The following is a 14,911-nucleotide window of genomic DNA, read 5'->3' on the forward strand; positions in this document are numbered from 1 at the left end:
ACCATGGCTGACGGACTATTCCTCTCCCCAGAGGAAGGCCAAGTCCAGCTCGATCGCTTCGAAGGGCTCCGCACGCACCAGCGCCTTCCCCGTATGCGTGACGAGCAACGTGTAGCGAGCGCCTTCGAGCCGGAGCACCTCCAGTATCCGCGCCACCGGATCCACGAACCAGACGTACCGGACCCCTTCACGCGCATAGACAGGCAGTTTGGCTGCCCGATCCAGGGCTGAGGTGGAGGGAGAGAGCACTTCGCACACCCAATCCGGAGCCAGGGTGATGGCCGCCGTACGGGGAGGTTTGGACATCCGCTCTCGGCGCCAGCCTGCACAGTCAGGCACCAGGACGTCCTCTCCGAAGTGCAACTCCGGCTCAAAGAGGATGATCCACCCACCAGGCCCACCACTTCCCCGGTCGAACCGCACGGACAGTTCGCCCCCCAGGCGAGTGCCCGCTACCGCGTGAGGCACCGCGGGTCTCGGGCTGACATACAGCTCCCCTGCGATGAGTTCCCCCACCACGTTCTCGGGCAGTGCTTCCAGATCCGCGTAGGTGGCGGGTTTCCTTCCCATGACTTCCCCATGTTCCTCGACGCCCATCCCTGTTTCCATGAGCGAGAGGGATAGCAACCCCGTCTGACGTGACAGGTTCTCCTCCGCGAGCCTACCCTACCAGGTTGTCCCTGGCGAACTCCGTTCAGCAAGCTCCCGGCCAGCCAGGGGTTCGCCAGCCATGCCCCCTGTCAGGGTGTATTTGCCCTCCCAACCGAGGGAAGATGCCCCACACCATGTCCCAGGCCCCTCTGTCCCCGCGCTACATGACGCGCTTCCGCTGCATCGCGGAGCGCTGCGAAGACACCTGCTGTGCTGGCTGGCGAGTCCCCATGAGCGAGGCCCGCCTGCGCCACTTGCAACAGACGGTGGCGGGTACCCCGGACGCGGCGCGCGTCGAGCAGCTCGTGCAGCTCAACCCCTTCCCTATCAACCCCAAGGAGCACGCCCTCATCTCCCTGCAGGAGAATGGCGACTGCTCCTTCCTGGATCCGGATCGGCTGTGCTCGCTCCAGCGCCGCCACGGAGAGACCGTGCTGGCGGATCCGTGCTTCACCTTCCCGCGTGCCTTCACCTACTGGGGCGAGCGGCTGGAGGTCGCCGCCTCGCTCGCCTGCCCGGAGATCGCCCGCCTGGCCTTGCTCTCGGAGGATGCGCTGGAGCTGGTACCCGCTCCTCCCGAGCAGCAGGCGCGCGCGGAGACGGGCCGCCGCTTCGACGCGGAGCTCGCTGCGGACGCCGAGGTGCTCCGCACCGCCGTGCTCCAGCTGTTCCGGCGGCGCGAATACCCGTTCGCCTCGCGGCTGGTGCTCCTCGCGCACCTGGGCGCTCACATCGAGGCCGACTTCAAGGCGCTGGAGGATCTCCAGGGCGAGGCACGTGCCCAGGCCCGCAAGCAGCTGGAGGAGAAGCTCCGCCACTTCGAGACGCCAGAGGTACTGGAGCCGCTGCACCGCGACTTCCAGGCCATGCCCGAGCCGGACGTGCCCAACGCCAGCCTCTTCACCTCGGTGCTGAAGGCACGCACCGAGCACACGCGCAGCGCACGGTACGAAACCTTCGTGCGCAAGGTGTTGGCCGCCTACGAAGGCGCTGCGAACGGTGAGTCCGAGGATCCCCGGGCGCTGTGGCTCGCCTACGTGCAGCGGTGCGCGAAAATGGACCAAGCCTACGGGTCCCGGCTGGACCAGTACTTCACCCACCATGCGCTGAACCACTGGACGCGCGCCGTCGTCACGCGCATGCCGGGCACGCTGGTGGGCGCGTTCCGCTACATCCTCCGGGTGGCGGTGCTGCGCTGGGTGCTGATGAGCCACCCTGAAGTCGTGGCCCTCTGCTCCGGCACACCGCCGCCGCTGGAGAAGGCTCAGCCCACGCTGGATGCCATCGCGGTGGAGTGCTTCCAGCTCATGGCCAAGCAGGTGGAGCAGGCCTCGGACTTCCTGGCACTCGCCAACGAGCTGGCCGGCAGCGGCGGTGAGGAGACGCTGGGCGGCTCCATCATGTTCGCCCGGCTCTGTGACTTGGGCCGGCCCGTGGCCTGAGCCAGCCCGAAGCCACGGGGCTCCGCTCCGCTCAGCGGACTTGGTGGTCGCGGATCATCGCCAGCTGCGTCTCGGCCGTGTAGTTCTTCACCCCCATGTGGCCGAACGGGAAGGTGCCGTACACCTTCTGCCCGTCCTGGCCGGGGATGGGCGAGGTGGCGCCCGCGATGCCCACGCCCACCAGCTCGTCCGCGTGCGACCAGATGCTGTACACGTGCGAACCCTCGTCGTGGTTCACCGCGTTGATGTCCGAGAGGAACTTCGACGACGGGTGCAGCCCGTCCGTCTTGTTGGTGGTGGGCACCAGGTCCCCGGTGAACAGCGCCGAGGCCAGGCCGTGGTTGGCACCGGCAATGCCCACGAAGGTGTCCACGCTGTCCGTCAGCGGCTTGCCCAGGTCGTACTTCTGGTGCGTCTGCGAGTCGAACCCGTCACCGCCCTGGATGGCCTTGCGCGCCAGCGTCACGCCCATGGAGTGGCCAATCACGTCCACCTTCTCCGCGCCCGTGTACTTCTTCACCGCCTCGATGAACGCGCGCACCTCCTCGAGGTTCTTCTCCGAGTGGTACTGCTGGCCCGACTTCATCGGATCCATCGGCCCCCACGTCATCGCGTACATCTCCGAGGGCTTGTAGCCATCCTTGGCGAACGTCTCGATGGAGTTCTTCCACCCCGCCGCGCTGTCCGAGTTGCCGTGGATGAAGATGACCGGCTCCTTCGTCACCTTCTCGCCCGAGCTGGACTTGCCGCCGAACGCCGGCACGTTGCCCTTGGCGAAGTCGTACTTGCCGTAGCCGTTCTCGTGCAGCCACTTCTGGAAGTCGTTCGAGAACCGCGACTGCTTCGACACGCTCACCTCGTCCGCACGGCTCGTCCGCGCCGTGGAAGGAGTGCTGTTCTGGGAAGCGATGCGCGTGGCCATGGCAACAACCTCGTGGGGTGAAGTCGGTTGGATGCCTACATTGTCGGATGGAGCCCTCTCCGAGTTGCGGAAATTGTGACCTGAATCAGCATTCAGCTTGGGGGTTGCTCACAAGCCCTTGGAATTCGTGCGGATCCGCTCGGCATCCAAGCGCCGGTCGAAGTCATCGCGGTCGGGGGATTTTCCCCGGCAGGCGCGATGGACTCCGGTGATGAGCGCCCGGTGGAAGTGGAGGAGCCCGGGCAGCAACACCTCCCATTCGTTCACCGCTCGTCAATTCTCCTTCACTCAGCCGGGCGCGGAAGCGGACACCGCCGGGAGCCAGCCACTACCTGTGGCCGTCGACGCCACTGCTGCTAACGTGCGGACCATGAGTGAAGACCTGAAGCGACCCGAGCAGCCTGCACAGCCCGTCGCCTCCCTGCCCGGCCCGGGAGACCAGGACCAGTTCACCCCGCAGCTGGCGCGGGAGTTCTTCCTGTCTGTCCTGGATTACGGACAGGAGGAGCACGAGGCCAAGGCCGGCATCTTCCAGGAGCTGACGGACCTGCTGCTGCCCGAGGCCCGCGCCATCGCTCAGCCCATCCGCACCAAGTCTTCCGAGAACGAGCCCTCGCCCGAGGTGCTCGAGCAGCAGTTCGGCGTCACCGTGCGTGAGCGCTCCGTCGACTGGCTCGGTGAGCCCGCCGTCCGCCTGGCTGGCACCTCGCGCCGCCTGGAGCCGCGCATCAGCTCGCCCAACGAGAGCGGGGGCGAGCTGCGCCGCGAGCTCTTCCTGCTCACCGACGGCCGGCTCGTCACCGTGGAGACCGTGGCCACCTGGCAGCTGAAGGGCTCGCAGCGCGTGGGCGGCGACACGCTCGTGGGCGGCCGCTCGGTGGACCACGTCGAGGCGCTGCGCAGCTACGACTTCGTCTCCATCCTCAAGGTCATGCTCGAGACGCTCTTCGACGGCGCCGAGCTCCTCAAGAACCGCAACGAGCAGTCCCCCGACATCGTCGAGCGCAGCGGACGCTTCTTCACGATCATCGCGCAGGTGGCGGTGGCCATGAAGGAGAACGCTGATCAGCTCCGCAAAGTCGGCGACACGCTGGCGTGAGCCCCTCACTCGCACTCCGAGCGTGACTTCATTCATGGCCTGAGCCGCGCAAATCGGGACATTCACTGCCCGAGGTTGACGCACGTTCAGGTAGGACCATGAGACATGAGCCATGTATCAGTCTCAGCTCATGCCTCCTCCGCCTACCTTTGTAGACCCGGGAATGAAGAAAATCGTGCACCCCCCGCTTCTTCTGTTCCTAAGAATCGAGATAGGCTTTATCTGGAGCCGAGATGTGAAGGCATCCACCGCAATCGCGGCCCAGGGGGACTCATGCTCGAGAAACGAACCGCCGGAACGCCTCATCCCAGCAGCTGACAGCGCTCTCAGTCACTTGCCCGCTGTCCTGCCCCAGAGTTCATAGGCCGCCCCGGAAACATCCCGCCGTGGCCCTTCGGTTAACTCAAGTTCCATCGCCAATAACAGCGACCCCGGAAAATTGCGCCAAGCGCGCTTGTATCAAGACCGTTGCTCTGGGAGCGCTGGGGTTGTTCAAAGACTTTCGAGGTATCTCGCCATGACGACTGCCATTGCTCACTCGTTCGCTCCGTTCTCCGCGACCCAGTCCTTCACGCCCGCGCGCAACAACCCGGACGTGTACGTGGACACGCGCATGTTCCGCCCGCAGCTGCAGCAGCTGCTGGCCACGCGGCCCCACATCTCGCCGTCGCAGACGGAGCGCTTCCTGCTGGAGGCCGAGCTGATGTTCCAGGCCTTCCCGGAGCCCATCCGCCGCGCGGTGCTGGAGCTGAAGAACGGCCTCGCCCGCTACCCGTTCAAGGTGTTCCCGCTGATGCCGACGGATCCGGCGCTGCCGCCCACCCCGCTGGACTCGCGCCGTCCGCGCGTGGAGGGGGCGATGATGGGCGAGTGGCTGTCGGGCGCCTTCACCCGCGGCCTGGGCGAGCCGTTCGGCTACATCCAGCAGAACGAGGGTGAAATCTTCCAGAACAACTCCCCGGTGAAGCTGCACGCCAACGCGCAGTCCGGCGAGAGCTCCGCCACGGAGCTGTGGTTCCACACGGACGCCTCGTTCCACCCGCTGCCCCCGGCCTTCGTGGTGCTGCACTGCCTGCGGCCGGACCCGGCGCGTGAGGCCGTCACCTCGTTCGCCGCGCTGTCGGACATCATGGCGCAGCTCACCCCGCGCCAGCGCCAGGTGCTGCGCGAGCCGCGCTTCCTGTCGGACGGCGTGGAGTACGACTACGACGACGTGAACCAGCGCGGCAACCGCATGGTGAAGGTGCCGCTCGTGTACGGCTCCGAGGAAGACCCCTTCCTGGCGTACGACCAGGACGTGCACCGCCCGCTGGACCCCGAGGCTTCGGACACGATGCGTGCGCTGAACCTGGCCATGGAGTCCGTGGCGCAGCACGTGAAGCTGGAGGCCGGCGACGTGGCCATCTTCGACAACCGCCGCAGCATCCACAAGCGCTCGCCCTTCAAGGCCAGCTACGACGGCAATGATCGGTGGTGCCTGCTGACGTACGTGGCCGGCAACCAGATCGACTCCTCGCGCGAGAAGCGCATGCCGAGCCGCCGCCGCGTCCTGGACGTGCCGGCCGTCATGGGCTTCGGCATGGGCATGTAGCAGCGCGGCTGTCTGCTCCCGGGGGCGGGCCGCTGCACCCGGCCCGCCGCGCCACTCAGCTCGTGGCGCCCCCGGCGCTGAGCGCGGGCCCCTTCACCGCCGGCTGCGTCCCCGTCAGCGGGGAGATGGCCATGGGAAGGCGCAGCACGAAGGTGGTGCCCTGGCCCGGCTGGCTCTGCACCTCGATGCGGCCCCGGTGCCGGGCGACGATGTTGTAGCTGATGGACAGGCCCAGCCCCGTGCCCTTCCCGGGTGCCTTGGTGGTGAAGAACGGGGTGAAGAGCTTGGCCTGCACCTCCGGCGACATGCCGTGTCCCGTGTCGGAGATGCGCACCACCACCATGTCATCCTCGCGCTGGGTGGAGATGCGAATCTCCCCGCGCCGCTCAATCGCCTGAGCCGCGTTGTTCAGCAGGTTGGTGAACACCTGGCTGATCTGCGTGGGGTAGCCGAGGATGGCGGGGACCTGGCCGTACTCGGTCCTCACTTCGCAGCGGCTCTGCAGATCGTTCCACCGCATCATCTTCAGCGTGTCCGCCAGCTCCTTGTTCACGTCCACGAGCTTGGGCGGGCCTACGTCGTCATCCCGGGCGATCTTCTTCAGCTCCTGGATGATGTCCTTCACGCGCTGGGTGCCCTCGAGCGACTCGTTCAGGACTTCCTTCACCTCGGCCAGGGTGATGGTGAGCTCCTCGCGCTCCCAGAAGGTGCGCAGGCGCGCCAGCTCCTCGGCCGCGTGGCCCTGGAGCTGCGGGGCCACGTACGACTCGAACTCCCGGTAGCGCTGCAGCATCCGCGAGAAGGCCGAGACGTACTCGGTGAGCGTGGACAGGTTGCTCATGACATAGCCCAGCGGATTGTTGATCTCGTGAGCAATGCCCGCCGCCAGCTGTCCCATGGAGGCGAACTTCTGCTGCTTCTCCAGCTCCTGCGTGGTGCGCAGCAGCTTCTCCGTGCGCGTCTGGACCAGCTCCTCCAGGTGGTCTCGGTGCTTGCGCAGCTCCTCCTCGCGGTGGCGCAGCATCTCCTCGGCGCGGCGGCGCTGCTGCTCGCTGCGCCAGCTGAGAATCACGCTGCAACACGTGGCCAGGAAGGGCTCCAGGAAGTCGATCACCTGCTGGCTGTAGCCCCCGGGCCGGTTGGCGATGCCCACCATGCCCACCATCTCGCCGCCCGAGTTGAACGGCAGCCCCAGGAACGCCTTCAGCGGCGGGTGGCCCTGAGGCGTTCCGCCCGAGCGCTGATCCGTGGGGGGATCGTTGGACATCACGAACTTGCGCGTGGTGAGCACCGCGCCGAACAGCGTGCGCAGGTTGCGGAACTCGATGCCCTGCGGCGTCAGCCGCTCGAACTGCTCGCGCAGCTCATCCGTCCACGCGATGTTGGTAATCGCGTAGGTGCGCAGGAAGGGCAGCCCCTTCGGATCGTAGTGCACCTCGCCGATGAAGCCGTACTCGCTGCTCGTCAGCTCCAGCAGCACCCCGAGCAGGCGGTTGAACAGGCCCGGGGCATCCGAGCCTCGGATGAACTCCGTCTGCGCCTGCGTGAGCGCCCGCAGCAACCGGTTGGAGAACTCCAGCTGTTGCTCGGGCGGCGCTCCTTCCATGAAGGGCGTGCTCGGCGTTCGCTCGGGGTGATCCACCGCGGGCTGAGAAGTCGGGGTGTCGGTGGAGGTAGGCCGTTGGCCCAAGACAAGTCACCTCAAGATGAAGAGGACACATCATAAACGATCTAAAACACATCCCAACGCCCTCACTCCCCTTGGGCCCTTTTGCACTCTGTCCAGGAGTCGAAGCTTCCGCCTGTCACGCTGAGCAAGCCTTCGTCCACCGGGAGGCTCAGCTACATGCCCTCCAGGGCGACCAGCATCGACAAGACCTCGCTGATCGGCGAGCGTCGGGGAATTCTTCTCTTCCCTTCCTTCAAGAGAATACACACTCATGCGGCCAGCGATCGCCCGCTGCGCTAAGTAAACTCGCTGGCTGTAGCACCTCGTGAGGCGCTCCATGTATGTCACCCTAGTGGGTATCCCCCCCAGTGTCGGGGATCAGCTCGAGCGTGGGCTCCAAGCTCAGGGCCTGCTGGAGGGGTGCACCCGGATGTACGCCGGCGGCCTGCCCGAAGTTCCCCGGCACTTGCCTGAAGGGCTGGTGGTGCTGGGAGACGCAGGCCGCCCGCTGGCGGATCTAGAGTATCTGTGCGGAGAGCTGCACGCCCGCCGCAACATCTCGCGCACCCACCTGGTGGTGTTGACGGAGCGTCCTCTCGAAGAACACTCCGCGTTGATCCAAGCGGGCGCGGACGAGTGCGTGGCACCGCCGGGCGGGGACTGGATTGCCCGGATGAAGGTGCTGTCGAGGCGGCTGATCGCCCTGGGGCTGCGGGGCCCACCGCCCACCGGGGAGGAGCCGCCGTCCGAGCGGCTCTCGCTGCGCGACGCGCTCCAGGCCTTGTTGGAGAGCACCAAGTCGGATCTCGGCTATCACTTCTTCAGCAACCTCGTGGAGCACCTGTCGCGCATCTACGGCGCCTCGTGCGTCCTGGTGGGGGAGCTGCTGCCGGAGCGGGATTCGATCCGCACGCTGGCCTTCTGGCTCAACGGGAGCTTGCAGCGGGGCGTCGTCTACTCGCTGCGCGGCACGCCGTGTGACGAGGCCATCCGCACCTCCGTGTGCCACGTCCGCGACGGCGTAGCGGAGCAGTTTCCCGAGGACGAGATGCTCGCGAAGCTGTCCATGCGCGGGTACCTGGGCGCACCGCTGAAGGACGGAAACGGCAACGCCATTGGGATTCTCGCCGTGCTGCACCACCAGCCGCTGGAGGCGGAGGGACTCGAGCACTCACTGCTGGCGGCGTTCGCGGCGCGCGCGGGCACGGAGCTGGAGCGCATCCGCGCCCACGAGGAGGTGGAGCGCACGCGTGACTTCCTGCGCAACACACTCAACGCGGTGCCAGATCCACTCTGCGTGATGGACCGGGCGCACCGCTGGGTGGTCGTCAACCGCGCCTTCTGTGACTTCATGGGACGCAGCGAGACGGAGCTGCTGGGCTGCACCGCCCGGGACTTCCTGCCCGCGCGCGTGTCGGAGTCCTTCTTCCAGGAGGACGAGCGCCTCTTCAGCACCGGAGAGTCCTTCGAGAGCGAGCGCGTCTTCGACCACACCCAGGATGGGCAGCGCCGGACGATGCTCACGAAGAAGGCCGTCTTCCACGAGCCCGGCGGAGGCGCCTTCCTCATCTCGGTCTTCCGCGACAACACGGATCGGCGCCGCCTGGAGACGCAGTTGCGGCTGGCGGACCGGCTGTCCTCCATTGGCACGCTGGCGGCCGGCGTGGTGCATGAGATCAACAACCCGCTGGCCTTCGTCATCTCCAATCTCTCCTTCTTGAAGAAGGAGCTGGCGCAGCCGCAGATCCTTCCGGAGGCCCTGCCCGAGCTGCGCGAGGTGCTGGACGAGACGCAGGAGGGCATCAACCGGGTGCGAACCATCGTCCAGGACGTGAAGACATTCGCGCGCTCGGACGAGACGCACTCCGGGCCGGTGGATGTGCACCAGGCCATCGAGGGCGCGCTGCGGCTGGTGCGCAAGGAGCTGCAGTACCGCGCCCAGGTGGAGCGCTCGCTGGAGACGGTGCCCGCGGTGCTCGGCAACCAGGGGCGGCTGGGGCAGGTGCTGGTGAACCTGCTCGTGAATGCGCTCCAGGCCTTCCCGCAGAATGATCCGGAGCGCAACCGCGTCATCGTCTCCACGCGCAGCAGCTCGGCGGACACGGTCATCATCGAGGTGGGGGACAACGGACCAGGCATGAGCCCGGAGGTGCGGCAGCACCTGTTCGATCCGTTCTTCACCACCAAGCCGGCCGGCGAGGGCTCTGGCCTGGGCCTCTCCATCTGCCAGTCCATCGTCCAGTCCATGGGCGGGAAGATTGAAGTGGAAAGCATGCAGGGGCAGGGCAGCGTGTTCCGCGTCATCCTCCCGGCGGCCCAGGCCCGCGAGAACACCGCGGCCAACGCCCAGGCCCTGCCGGTGGACTCCAAGGGCCTGCGGCGCCGGCTGCTGCTCATCGACGCCGAGCCGGCCGTGGGCACCTCGGTGCGGCGGCTGCTGCAGGAGGCGCACGAGGTGCACTCCGTGCAGGACGTGCGCGTGGCGCTGAACCTGCTCTCACGCGGCGAGCGCTATGACGCCATCCTGTGCGACGTGGTGCTGCCCGGCATGAGCGGGGTGGATCTGCTGCGCGAGCTGGAGCAGCGCGAGCCCGGGCTGGCACGGCGCACGGGCTTCATGACCAGCGGGGCGCTCTCCATGCCCTCGCGCGAGCTCATCTCCTCCTACTCGGGCGAGCTGCTGGAGAAGCCCTTCGAGCCCGAGCGCCTGCGCCGCTTCGTGCAGCGCCTCTTCGCCTGAACGCTCGCCGCGCGGGGACTCAATCCGCCGGCAGGGCGTCCGGGGCGTTCACCGGCTCCCGGTCCACGGAGTTGTGGGCGCGCGGCGGCAGAGCGCCTCCGTCATCGTCCACCTCCAGCACGGCGTGCACGCCCGGCTCCAGGAAGACGTCCTGCCCGCGCACGGCGGCCACGTCCTGGTACTCCACCAGGTAGTCGCGCCGGGGGATGGGAATCACGCCCGGCTCGAGCTCGAAGTGGACATCCCCCACGGCGGCGACGTGGCCCACCTTCTCGCCGTCCGCGGTCCGTACCGTCATCCTCTCTCGAATTTCACCCGGCCGTACCATTCGCGACCTCCTCTGAAGGTGGAGGTAATACTGGCCGCCGCCATGGGCCCGCCCGGGAACCCGGGCTCCGAGCCGTGCGCTCAGGGCCTCGCCTGACACTACGGCCAGCCCCCGGCTGCACGGCTCCTCTCTGCGCCGCAGGGGATGGCTACGTTGAGCCGAGGAGGCCCACCATGCTCTTGGAACTGTCGACAGCCGAGGCCCGGGACTTGAAGCAGGCGCTGGAGAGCGCGCTGCGCGAGTTGCTGGCAGAGATTGCCCACGCGGATCAGCGCGCCTACCGGGACATGCTCAAGGAACGCTACGACCGGATGGATCAGCTCAACCGGCGGCTGGAGGTGTCCGTGGAAGGCGATTCCGTCTTCGCCTGAGCCCGCGCGCTACGCGTTCTCGCCCACCGGGCGGCGGCGCGAGAACGTGTCCAGCCACGCGGGGATGTCGTGCAGCGGGAGCACGTGCCGGGCCGCGCCCAGGCGGATGGCCTCCAGCGGCATGCCGAACACCACGGAGCTGGACTCGTCCTGCGCCAGCGTCATCGCTCCGGCGCGGCGCAGGGCATGAAGGCCCTCGGCACCGTCCCGCCCCATGCCCGTGAGCAGGCAGGCGATGGCGCGCGAGCCCACCTCCTTCGCCACGGACTCGAAGAGCACGTCCACCGAGGGACGGCTCGAGTGCCGCTCCGCATCGGACGTCAGCCACAGCCGGCTGTCGCGCAACACGAGGTGCTTGTTGGCTCGCGCCATCACCAGCTGGGGACGGCCCGCCGTGGGCAGGATTTCACCATCCACCGCGTGGCGCACGGGAATGGCGGAGTTCTTGCCCAGCCAGTCCACCATGGACGCCTCGAACTTCTCGGACAGGTGCATCACCAGCAGGATGGGCAGCGGGAAGTCCGGGGAGATCTGCTGAAGGATGGTCCGCACGGCCGCGGGGCCTCCAGTGGAGGCACCCACGACGACCAATCGCGGCGGGAACATGGGCCACACCGGCTCGGGCTTCAGGTGCTCGGGCACCTGCGCCGAGGGCGACCGCGCGGCCTGCTTCACCCGGGACAGCAGCTCCCCGGCCCACTCCGAGGACACGAAGCGGGTGGGCTTCTCCACCGCATCCACCGCGCCCGCCGTCAGCGCATCCAGCAGGTAGAGCCCCATGGTCCGGTTCTCCATTCCGGAGAAGACGACGATGGGCGTGGGGCAATGGGTCATGATGCGGCGGGTCACCTCCACGCCGTTCATCCCCGGCAGCATGAGGTCCATCGTCACGACATCGGGGCGCAGCTTCTGGCACAGCTCCAGGGCGCGCGCGCCATCTCCCGCCTCGCCGACCACAGTAAAGGAGGGATCCTCGGCGAAGGCGTCAGCCAGGCGCCGTCGAACCATCACCGAGTCTTCCACGATGAGGACGCGGAGCGCGGACACCCATGACCTCCTTGCTTGTACCGGCCCGCTCGGCGGTGCCACGGCTTCCCGAAAGCCCTGCTGGAGACAGAGGTAGGTGTACGCCAGGACACCCCCCTCCCGCCAGTGCCGCCTCATCCCGAGCTTTTCAGGGAAGCCCGTGTGGGGACTGGAGGGTGAAGCTCCCATCCTCAGCGGCGAGAGCCCCGAGGCCCTGGGGTTGAGATGACTCACCGCGTCCGGTGCGGCTTCCTCTAGAGTGGCGGCGGATGATCTCTCCTGCTCCACTCTGGGCGTTGGTCCCCGGGGGCCAAGGCGTGCCGCTCGCGAAGGTGGGCGGCGAGCCCGAGCCCGTGGGTCCGCTGCGTTGGCCCGCCTGCCGCTCGTGCGGCACGCCGATGCGCTTCCTGTTCCAGCTGCCGCAGGTGCCGGGCAAGGTGGAGCTGTCGCCGTTCGCGGCGGTGTACGTGTTCCAGTGCGAGAACCCGGACACGGTCTGCTACCGCTCGATGCCGGACGAGGGCGCCAACGCGGTGGTGCCGGTGCGCGCGGGCGAGCCGAAGGTAGAGGGCGAGCGACCGAAGGGGGTTGCGTACCACCCGTGGACCCTGGGCTTCGCACCCGCGACGGAGGACACGGCGGCGCTCTCGGTGGACGTGAACGAGGCCACGAGCGAGCAGCTCCAGGCGCTGGATCGCGCCTCGGAGGAGGCGCCGGAGAGCAAGGTGGGCGGGGTGGCGGTGTGGTTGAACGGCGAGGCCCTGGTCCCGTGCTGCGGCGAGCCCGCGCGCTTCGTGGCACAGCTGTCGGCGATGCCGTTCGGGCTGGACTTCGGAGACAACGGGCGAGGCTACGTGTTCCGCTGCCAGCGCCAGCCCGAGCACTTCCTCTTCATGTCCCAAGGCGCCTGAGGGGTCCGCTTGTGCTGTCCCGCCTGTCCGGGGGACCATTCCGGCACGGCCTCATGCTCCCCTCCCGCCCCACCCTCTCTCTCTCGGTCCTCGCCACGCTCGCGGTGGTGCTGAGCACGGGCTGCTCGCGCCAGCCGGAGCCCCAGGCTGCCAAGCTGGCTCCTCCCCCCGCGGCCGCGCCAGCGCCCGCTCCCACTGCGGTCAGCCCTCCCGCGACGGACGCGAAGCCGGCTCCCACCCAGCCCGAGAGCACCGCCCTGCCGTCTGCTACGGCGTTCGCGGGCTCGGAGCGCTGCGGCGAGTGCCATGAAGATCAGCACGCCGCGTGGCGCCAGGACTGGCACTCGCGAGCGCTCTCACAGGCCACGCCGAAGTTCGTGGTGGGCAGCTTCCGCGGCACGCACTTCAAGGGCGAGTCCAGCGAGGCGTGGATGTCGAAGCGCGAGGACCACTACTTCATGCGCACCCAGGGGCCCTCAGGCGAGCTGGGCGAGTACCCCGTGCAGTGGGTCGTTGGAGGCAAGCGCATGCAGGATCCCGTGACGCTGACGGAGGACGGCCGCTGGCAGGTGCTCCCGGTCTACTTCCACGTCACCGGCAAGAGCGAGTGGGTGGACTACTCGGAGAAGCGGCAGGGCAAGCTGACGCCGAACCACCCGTTCTTCTGGGCCAACTTCGCGCGCAGCGCGCAGCACGCGTGCCTGGACTGCCACACCACGGGCCTGGACGTGCACTACGACCGCAGCGCCCACAAGTGGAGCACCACCTTCGCGGACGCGGGCGTGGCGTGCGAGAGCTGCCACGGGCCGGGCGCGCGCCACGCGGAGACGCAGGAGCCCAAGGACATCATCCAGCCCAAGCACCTGCCGCCCGAGCTGGGGCTGGCGGTGTGCGGACAGTGCCACGGGCCGCGCCGGACGCTGTTCCCCATGCTGGACGCGGTGCACCACTTCCGCGCGGGCCAGCGCTACGAGGACTTCTACCAGCCCATGGTGCTGCTCGTGGGCAACGACGTGTCCGGCGACTACTTCGAGGACGGCCGCCCGAGCACCTCCAGCTTCGAGTACCAGGCCCTCACCCAGTCTCGCTGCTACATGAAGGGCGGCGCCACGTGCCTGTCCTGCCACACCGCGCCACATGACTCGCACGCGCCCAACGAGATTCAGAAGCCGAAGGACGCGAAGGCGAAGGTGGCCGCGGGCACGGCGACGTGCCAGGCGTGCCACGCGGACGTCCTCGCCCAGGGCAAGAGCCACACGCACCACACAGCGGCCGCGGCCCAGGACTGCCAAGCATGCCACATGCCGACGGTGGTCTCGGGCGTGCTGGACAAATTCCCGGACCACGCGATGGACGTGCCGGTGCCCGAGAACACCGTGAAGCACGGCATCCCCAACGCGTGCAACGCGTGCCACACCCACGAGAAGCAGAAGCCCGAGGTCATGGCGCAGGCCATCGAGCGCTGGTGGCCCGAGGCCAAGCAGCGCCAGCAGCGGCGGCTGCGGCTGGCGGACGCCTTCGCGGACAAGACCGCCGCGCAGAGCCGCCCATTCCTGGAGGCCGTGCTCGCGGATCCGGAGGAGGCCTCGGAGCTTCGCGGGGCCGCGGCCCAGTTCCTGGCCCGCCGCTTCCGTGTGGAGGCCGTGGGCCCGCTGCGCGCCGCGCTTCCCAAGGCCAAGGACTCGCTGCTGCGCTCCCAGATCATCGAGGCGCTCGGGGTGGCGAAGGGCCGTGAGGCGGCCGGGGAGATCGCCGCGCTGCTGAACGACTCCTCGCTCTGGGTCCGTCAGGCGGCGGCCCTCACGCTGGCGCAGCTGGGAGACCCTCGGGGCCCGCCAGCACTCGAGGCACTGGCCCGCCAGCCGGAGAGCTCGGGACTGGTCGCGCCTCACGCGATGCTGGGGCACCTGGCGCTGCGCCGGAAGGACTTCCCAGTGGCGGTGAAGGAGTTCGAGCGGGCGCTGGATCTGCAGCCGTACTACGCGGACCTGCTGGTGATGCTGGCGGACCTGTACGTCGCGCAGGGCAACGCGGCCCAGGCGAAGGACCGGCTGGAAGACGCCGTGCGCTTCTCGCCGCAGAACCAGGGTGCTCGGCAACGGCTTGAGGCGCTGCAGGCCCACTGAGCAGGCGTCCATGGCGCCGCCCGCGTCGCCGCCCG

Annotated in this window: 13 protein-coding genes; 7 read left to right on the plus strand and 6 right to left on the minus strand. The window is 68.2% G+C overall.

Features of this window, described 5'->3' with window-relative positions; all coding sequences use genetic code 11:
• Positions 1-15: 15 nt before the first annotated feature.
• The gene (locus DB31_RS27550; RefSeq protein WP_083968751.1) at positions 16-570 is read right to left on the minus strand and encodes a Uma2 family endonuclease; all 555 of its coding nucleotides are present in this window, start codon (positions 568-570) and stop codon (positions 16-18) included.
• A 215-nt stretch (positions 571-785) separates the two neighbouring features.
• Between DB31_RS27550 and fliB the strand changes: the two genes are divergently transcribed.
• The gene (fliB, locus tag DB31_RS27555; RefSeq protein WP_044192938.1) at positions 786-2,093 is read left to right on the plus strand and encodes a flagellin lysine-N-methylase; all 1,308 of its coding nucleotides are present in this window, start codon (positions 786-788) and stop codon (positions 2,091-2,093) included.
• Positions 2,094-2,124: 31 nt separating this feature from the next.
• On the opposite strand, the gene DB31_RS27560 is transcribed toward fliB, so the two are convergent.
• Together DB31_RS27560 and DB31_RS49135 are read right to left on the minus strand one after the other, a co-directional pair.
• On the minus strand, positions 2,125-3,015 hold the full coding sequence (locus DB31_RS27560; RefSeq protein WP_052420287.1) for a lipase family protein: 891 nt from the start codon (positions 3,013-3,015) through the stop codon (positions 2,125-2,127).
• Positions 3,016-3,123: 108 nt separating this feature from the next.
• On the minus strand, positions 3,124-3,282 hold the full coding sequence (locus DB31_RS49135) for a hypothetical protein (protein ID WP_157232205.1): 159 nt from the start codon (positions 3,280-3,282) through the stop codon (positions 3,124-3,126).
• 103 nt (positions 3,283-3,385) lie between these two features.
• Here DB31_RS49135 and DB31_RS27565 point away from each other — a divergent pair, with 103 nt between their 5' ends.
• Both DB31_RS27565 and DB31_RS45215 read left to right on the plus strand, forming a co-directional pair.
• Positions 3,386-4,114 carry a hypothetical protein gene (locus DB31_RS27565; protein WP_240486915.1) on the plus strand — a complete coding sequence of 243 codons (729 nt, stop codon included), beginning with the start codon at positions 3,386-3,388 and terminating at the stop codon, positions 4,112-4,114.
• A 517-nt stretch (positions 4,115-4,631) separates the two neighbouring features.
• Positions 4,632-5,705: a TauD/TfdA family dioxygenase gene (locus tag DB31_RS45215; RefSeq protein WP_052420288.1), complete on the plus strand. Its 1,074-nt coding sequence runs from the start codon at positions 4,632-4,634 to the stop codon at positions 5,703-5,705.
• 55 nt (positions 5,706-5,760) lie between these two features.
• Here DB31_RS45215 and DB31_RS45220 read toward each other — a convergent pair whose 3' ends face one another.
• Positions 5,761-7,395 (minus strand): ATP-binding protein, encoded by a 1,635-nt coding sequence (locus DB31_RS45220; RefSeq protein ID WP_157232206.1) that lies wholly within the window; start codon positions 7,393-7,395, stop codon positions 5,761-5,763.
• Positions 7,396-7,711: 316 nt separating this feature from the next.
• Between DB31_RS45220 and DB31_RS27580 the strand changes: the two genes are divergently transcribed.
• Entirely contained in the window at positions 7,712-10,114 is a 2,403-nt protein-coding gene (locus DB31_RS27580; RefSeq protein ID WP_044192939.1) for a hybrid sensor histidine kinase/response regulator, read from the plus strand.
• Between the two features lie 19 nt (positions 10,115-10,133).
• Here DB31_RS27580 and DB31_RS27585 read toward each other — a convergent pair whose 3' ends face one another.
• Complete coding sequence (locus tag DB31_RS27585; RefSeq protein WP_240486916.1) at positions 10,134-10,412, minus strand: DUF2171 domain-containing protein; 279 nt, start codon at positions 10,410-10,412, stop codon at positions 10,134-10,136.
• Positions 10,413-10,615: 203 nt separating this feature from the next.
• Here DB31_RS27585 and DB31_RS27590 point away from each other — a divergent pair, with 203 nt between their 5' ends.
• A complete protein-coding gene (locus DB31_RS27590; RefSeq protein ID WP_044192943.1) occupies positions 10,616-10,813 on the plus strand; it encodes a hypothetical protein in 198 nt (65 codons plus the stop codon).
• A 9-nt stretch (positions 10,814-10,822) separates the two neighbouring features.
• Here DB31_RS27590 and cheB read toward each other — a convergent pair whose 3' ends face one another.
• Positions 10,823-11,860, minus strand: a complete 1,038-nt coding sequence (gene cheB / locus DB31_RS27595; protein WP_276203652.1) for a chemotaxis-specific protein-glutamate methyltransferase CheB — start codon at positions 11,858-11,860, stop codon at positions 10,823-10,825.
• A gap of 248 nt (positions 11,861-12,108) precedes the next feature.
• Between cheB and DB31_RS27600 the strand changes: the two genes are divergently transcribed.
• Both DB31_RS27600 and DB31_RS27605 read left to right on the plus strand, forming a co-directional pair.
• The gene (locus DB31_RS27600) at positions 12,109-12,750 is read left to right on the plus strand and encodes a hypothetical protein (protein ID WP_044192945.1); all 642 of its coding nucleotides are present in this window, start codon (positions 12,109-12,111) and stop codon (positions 12,748-12,750) included.
• A 53-nt stretch (positions 12,751-12,803) separates the two neighbouring features.
• Entirely contained in the window at positions 12,804-14,876 is a 2,073-nt protein-coding gene (locus DB31_RS27605) for a HEAT repeat domain-containing protein (RefSeq protein WP_044193025.1), read from the plus strand.
• Positions 14,877-14,911 lie beyond the last annotated feature (35 nt).

Source organism: Hyalangium minutum (genome assembly GCF_000737315.1).
Classification (GTDB): Bacteria; Myxococcota; Myxococcia; order Myxococcales; family Myxococcaceae; genus Hyalangium; species Hyalangium minutum.

What these genes read in the sequence shown, in the direction of transcription:
- DB31_RS27550 (WP_083968751.1), bottom strand. Translation starts at nt 570, where the DNA reads ATGGGAAGGAAACCCGCCACCTACGCGGATCTGGAAGCACTGCCCGAG.
- fliB (WP_044192938.1), top strand. Translation starts at nt 786, where the DNA reads ATGTCCCAGGCCCCTCTGTCCCCGCGCTACATGACGCGCTTCCGCTGC.
- DB31_RS27560 (WP_052420287.1), bottom strand. Translation starts at nt 3,015, where the DNA reads ATGGCCACGCGCATCGCTTCCCAGAACAGCACTCCTTCCACGGCGCGG.
- DB31_RS27565 (WP_240486915.1), top strand. Translation starts at nt 3,386, where the DNA reads ATGAGTGAAGACCTGAAGCGACCCGAGCAGCCTGCACAGCCCGTCGCC.
- DB31_RS45215 (WP_052420288.1), top strand. Translation starts at nt 4,632, where the DNA reads ATGACGACTGCCATTGCTCACTCGTTCGCTCCGTTCTCCGCGACCCAG.
- DB31_RS27580 (WP_044192939.1), top strand. Translation starts at nt 7,712, where the DNA reads ATGTATGTCACCCTAGTGGGTATCCCCCCCAGTGTCGGGGATCAGCTC.
- DB31_RS27585 (WP_240486916.1), bottom strand. Translation starts at nt 10,412, where the DNA reads ATGACGGTACGGACCGCGGACGGCGAGAAGGTGGGCCACGTCGCCGCC.
- DB31_RS27590 (WP_044192943.1), top strand. Translation starts at nt 10,616, where the DNA reads ATGCTCTTGGAACTGTCGACAGCCGAGGCCCGGGACTTGAAGCAGGCG.
- DB31_RS27600 (WP_044192945.1), top strand. Translation starts at nt 12,109, where the DNA reads ATGATCTCTCCTGCTCCACTCTGGGCGTTGGTCCCCGGGGGCCAAGGC.
- DB31_RS27605 (WP_044193025.1), top strand. Translation starts at nt 12,804, where the DNA reads ATGCTCCCCTCCCGCCCCACCCTCTCTCTCTCGGTCCTCGCCACGCTC.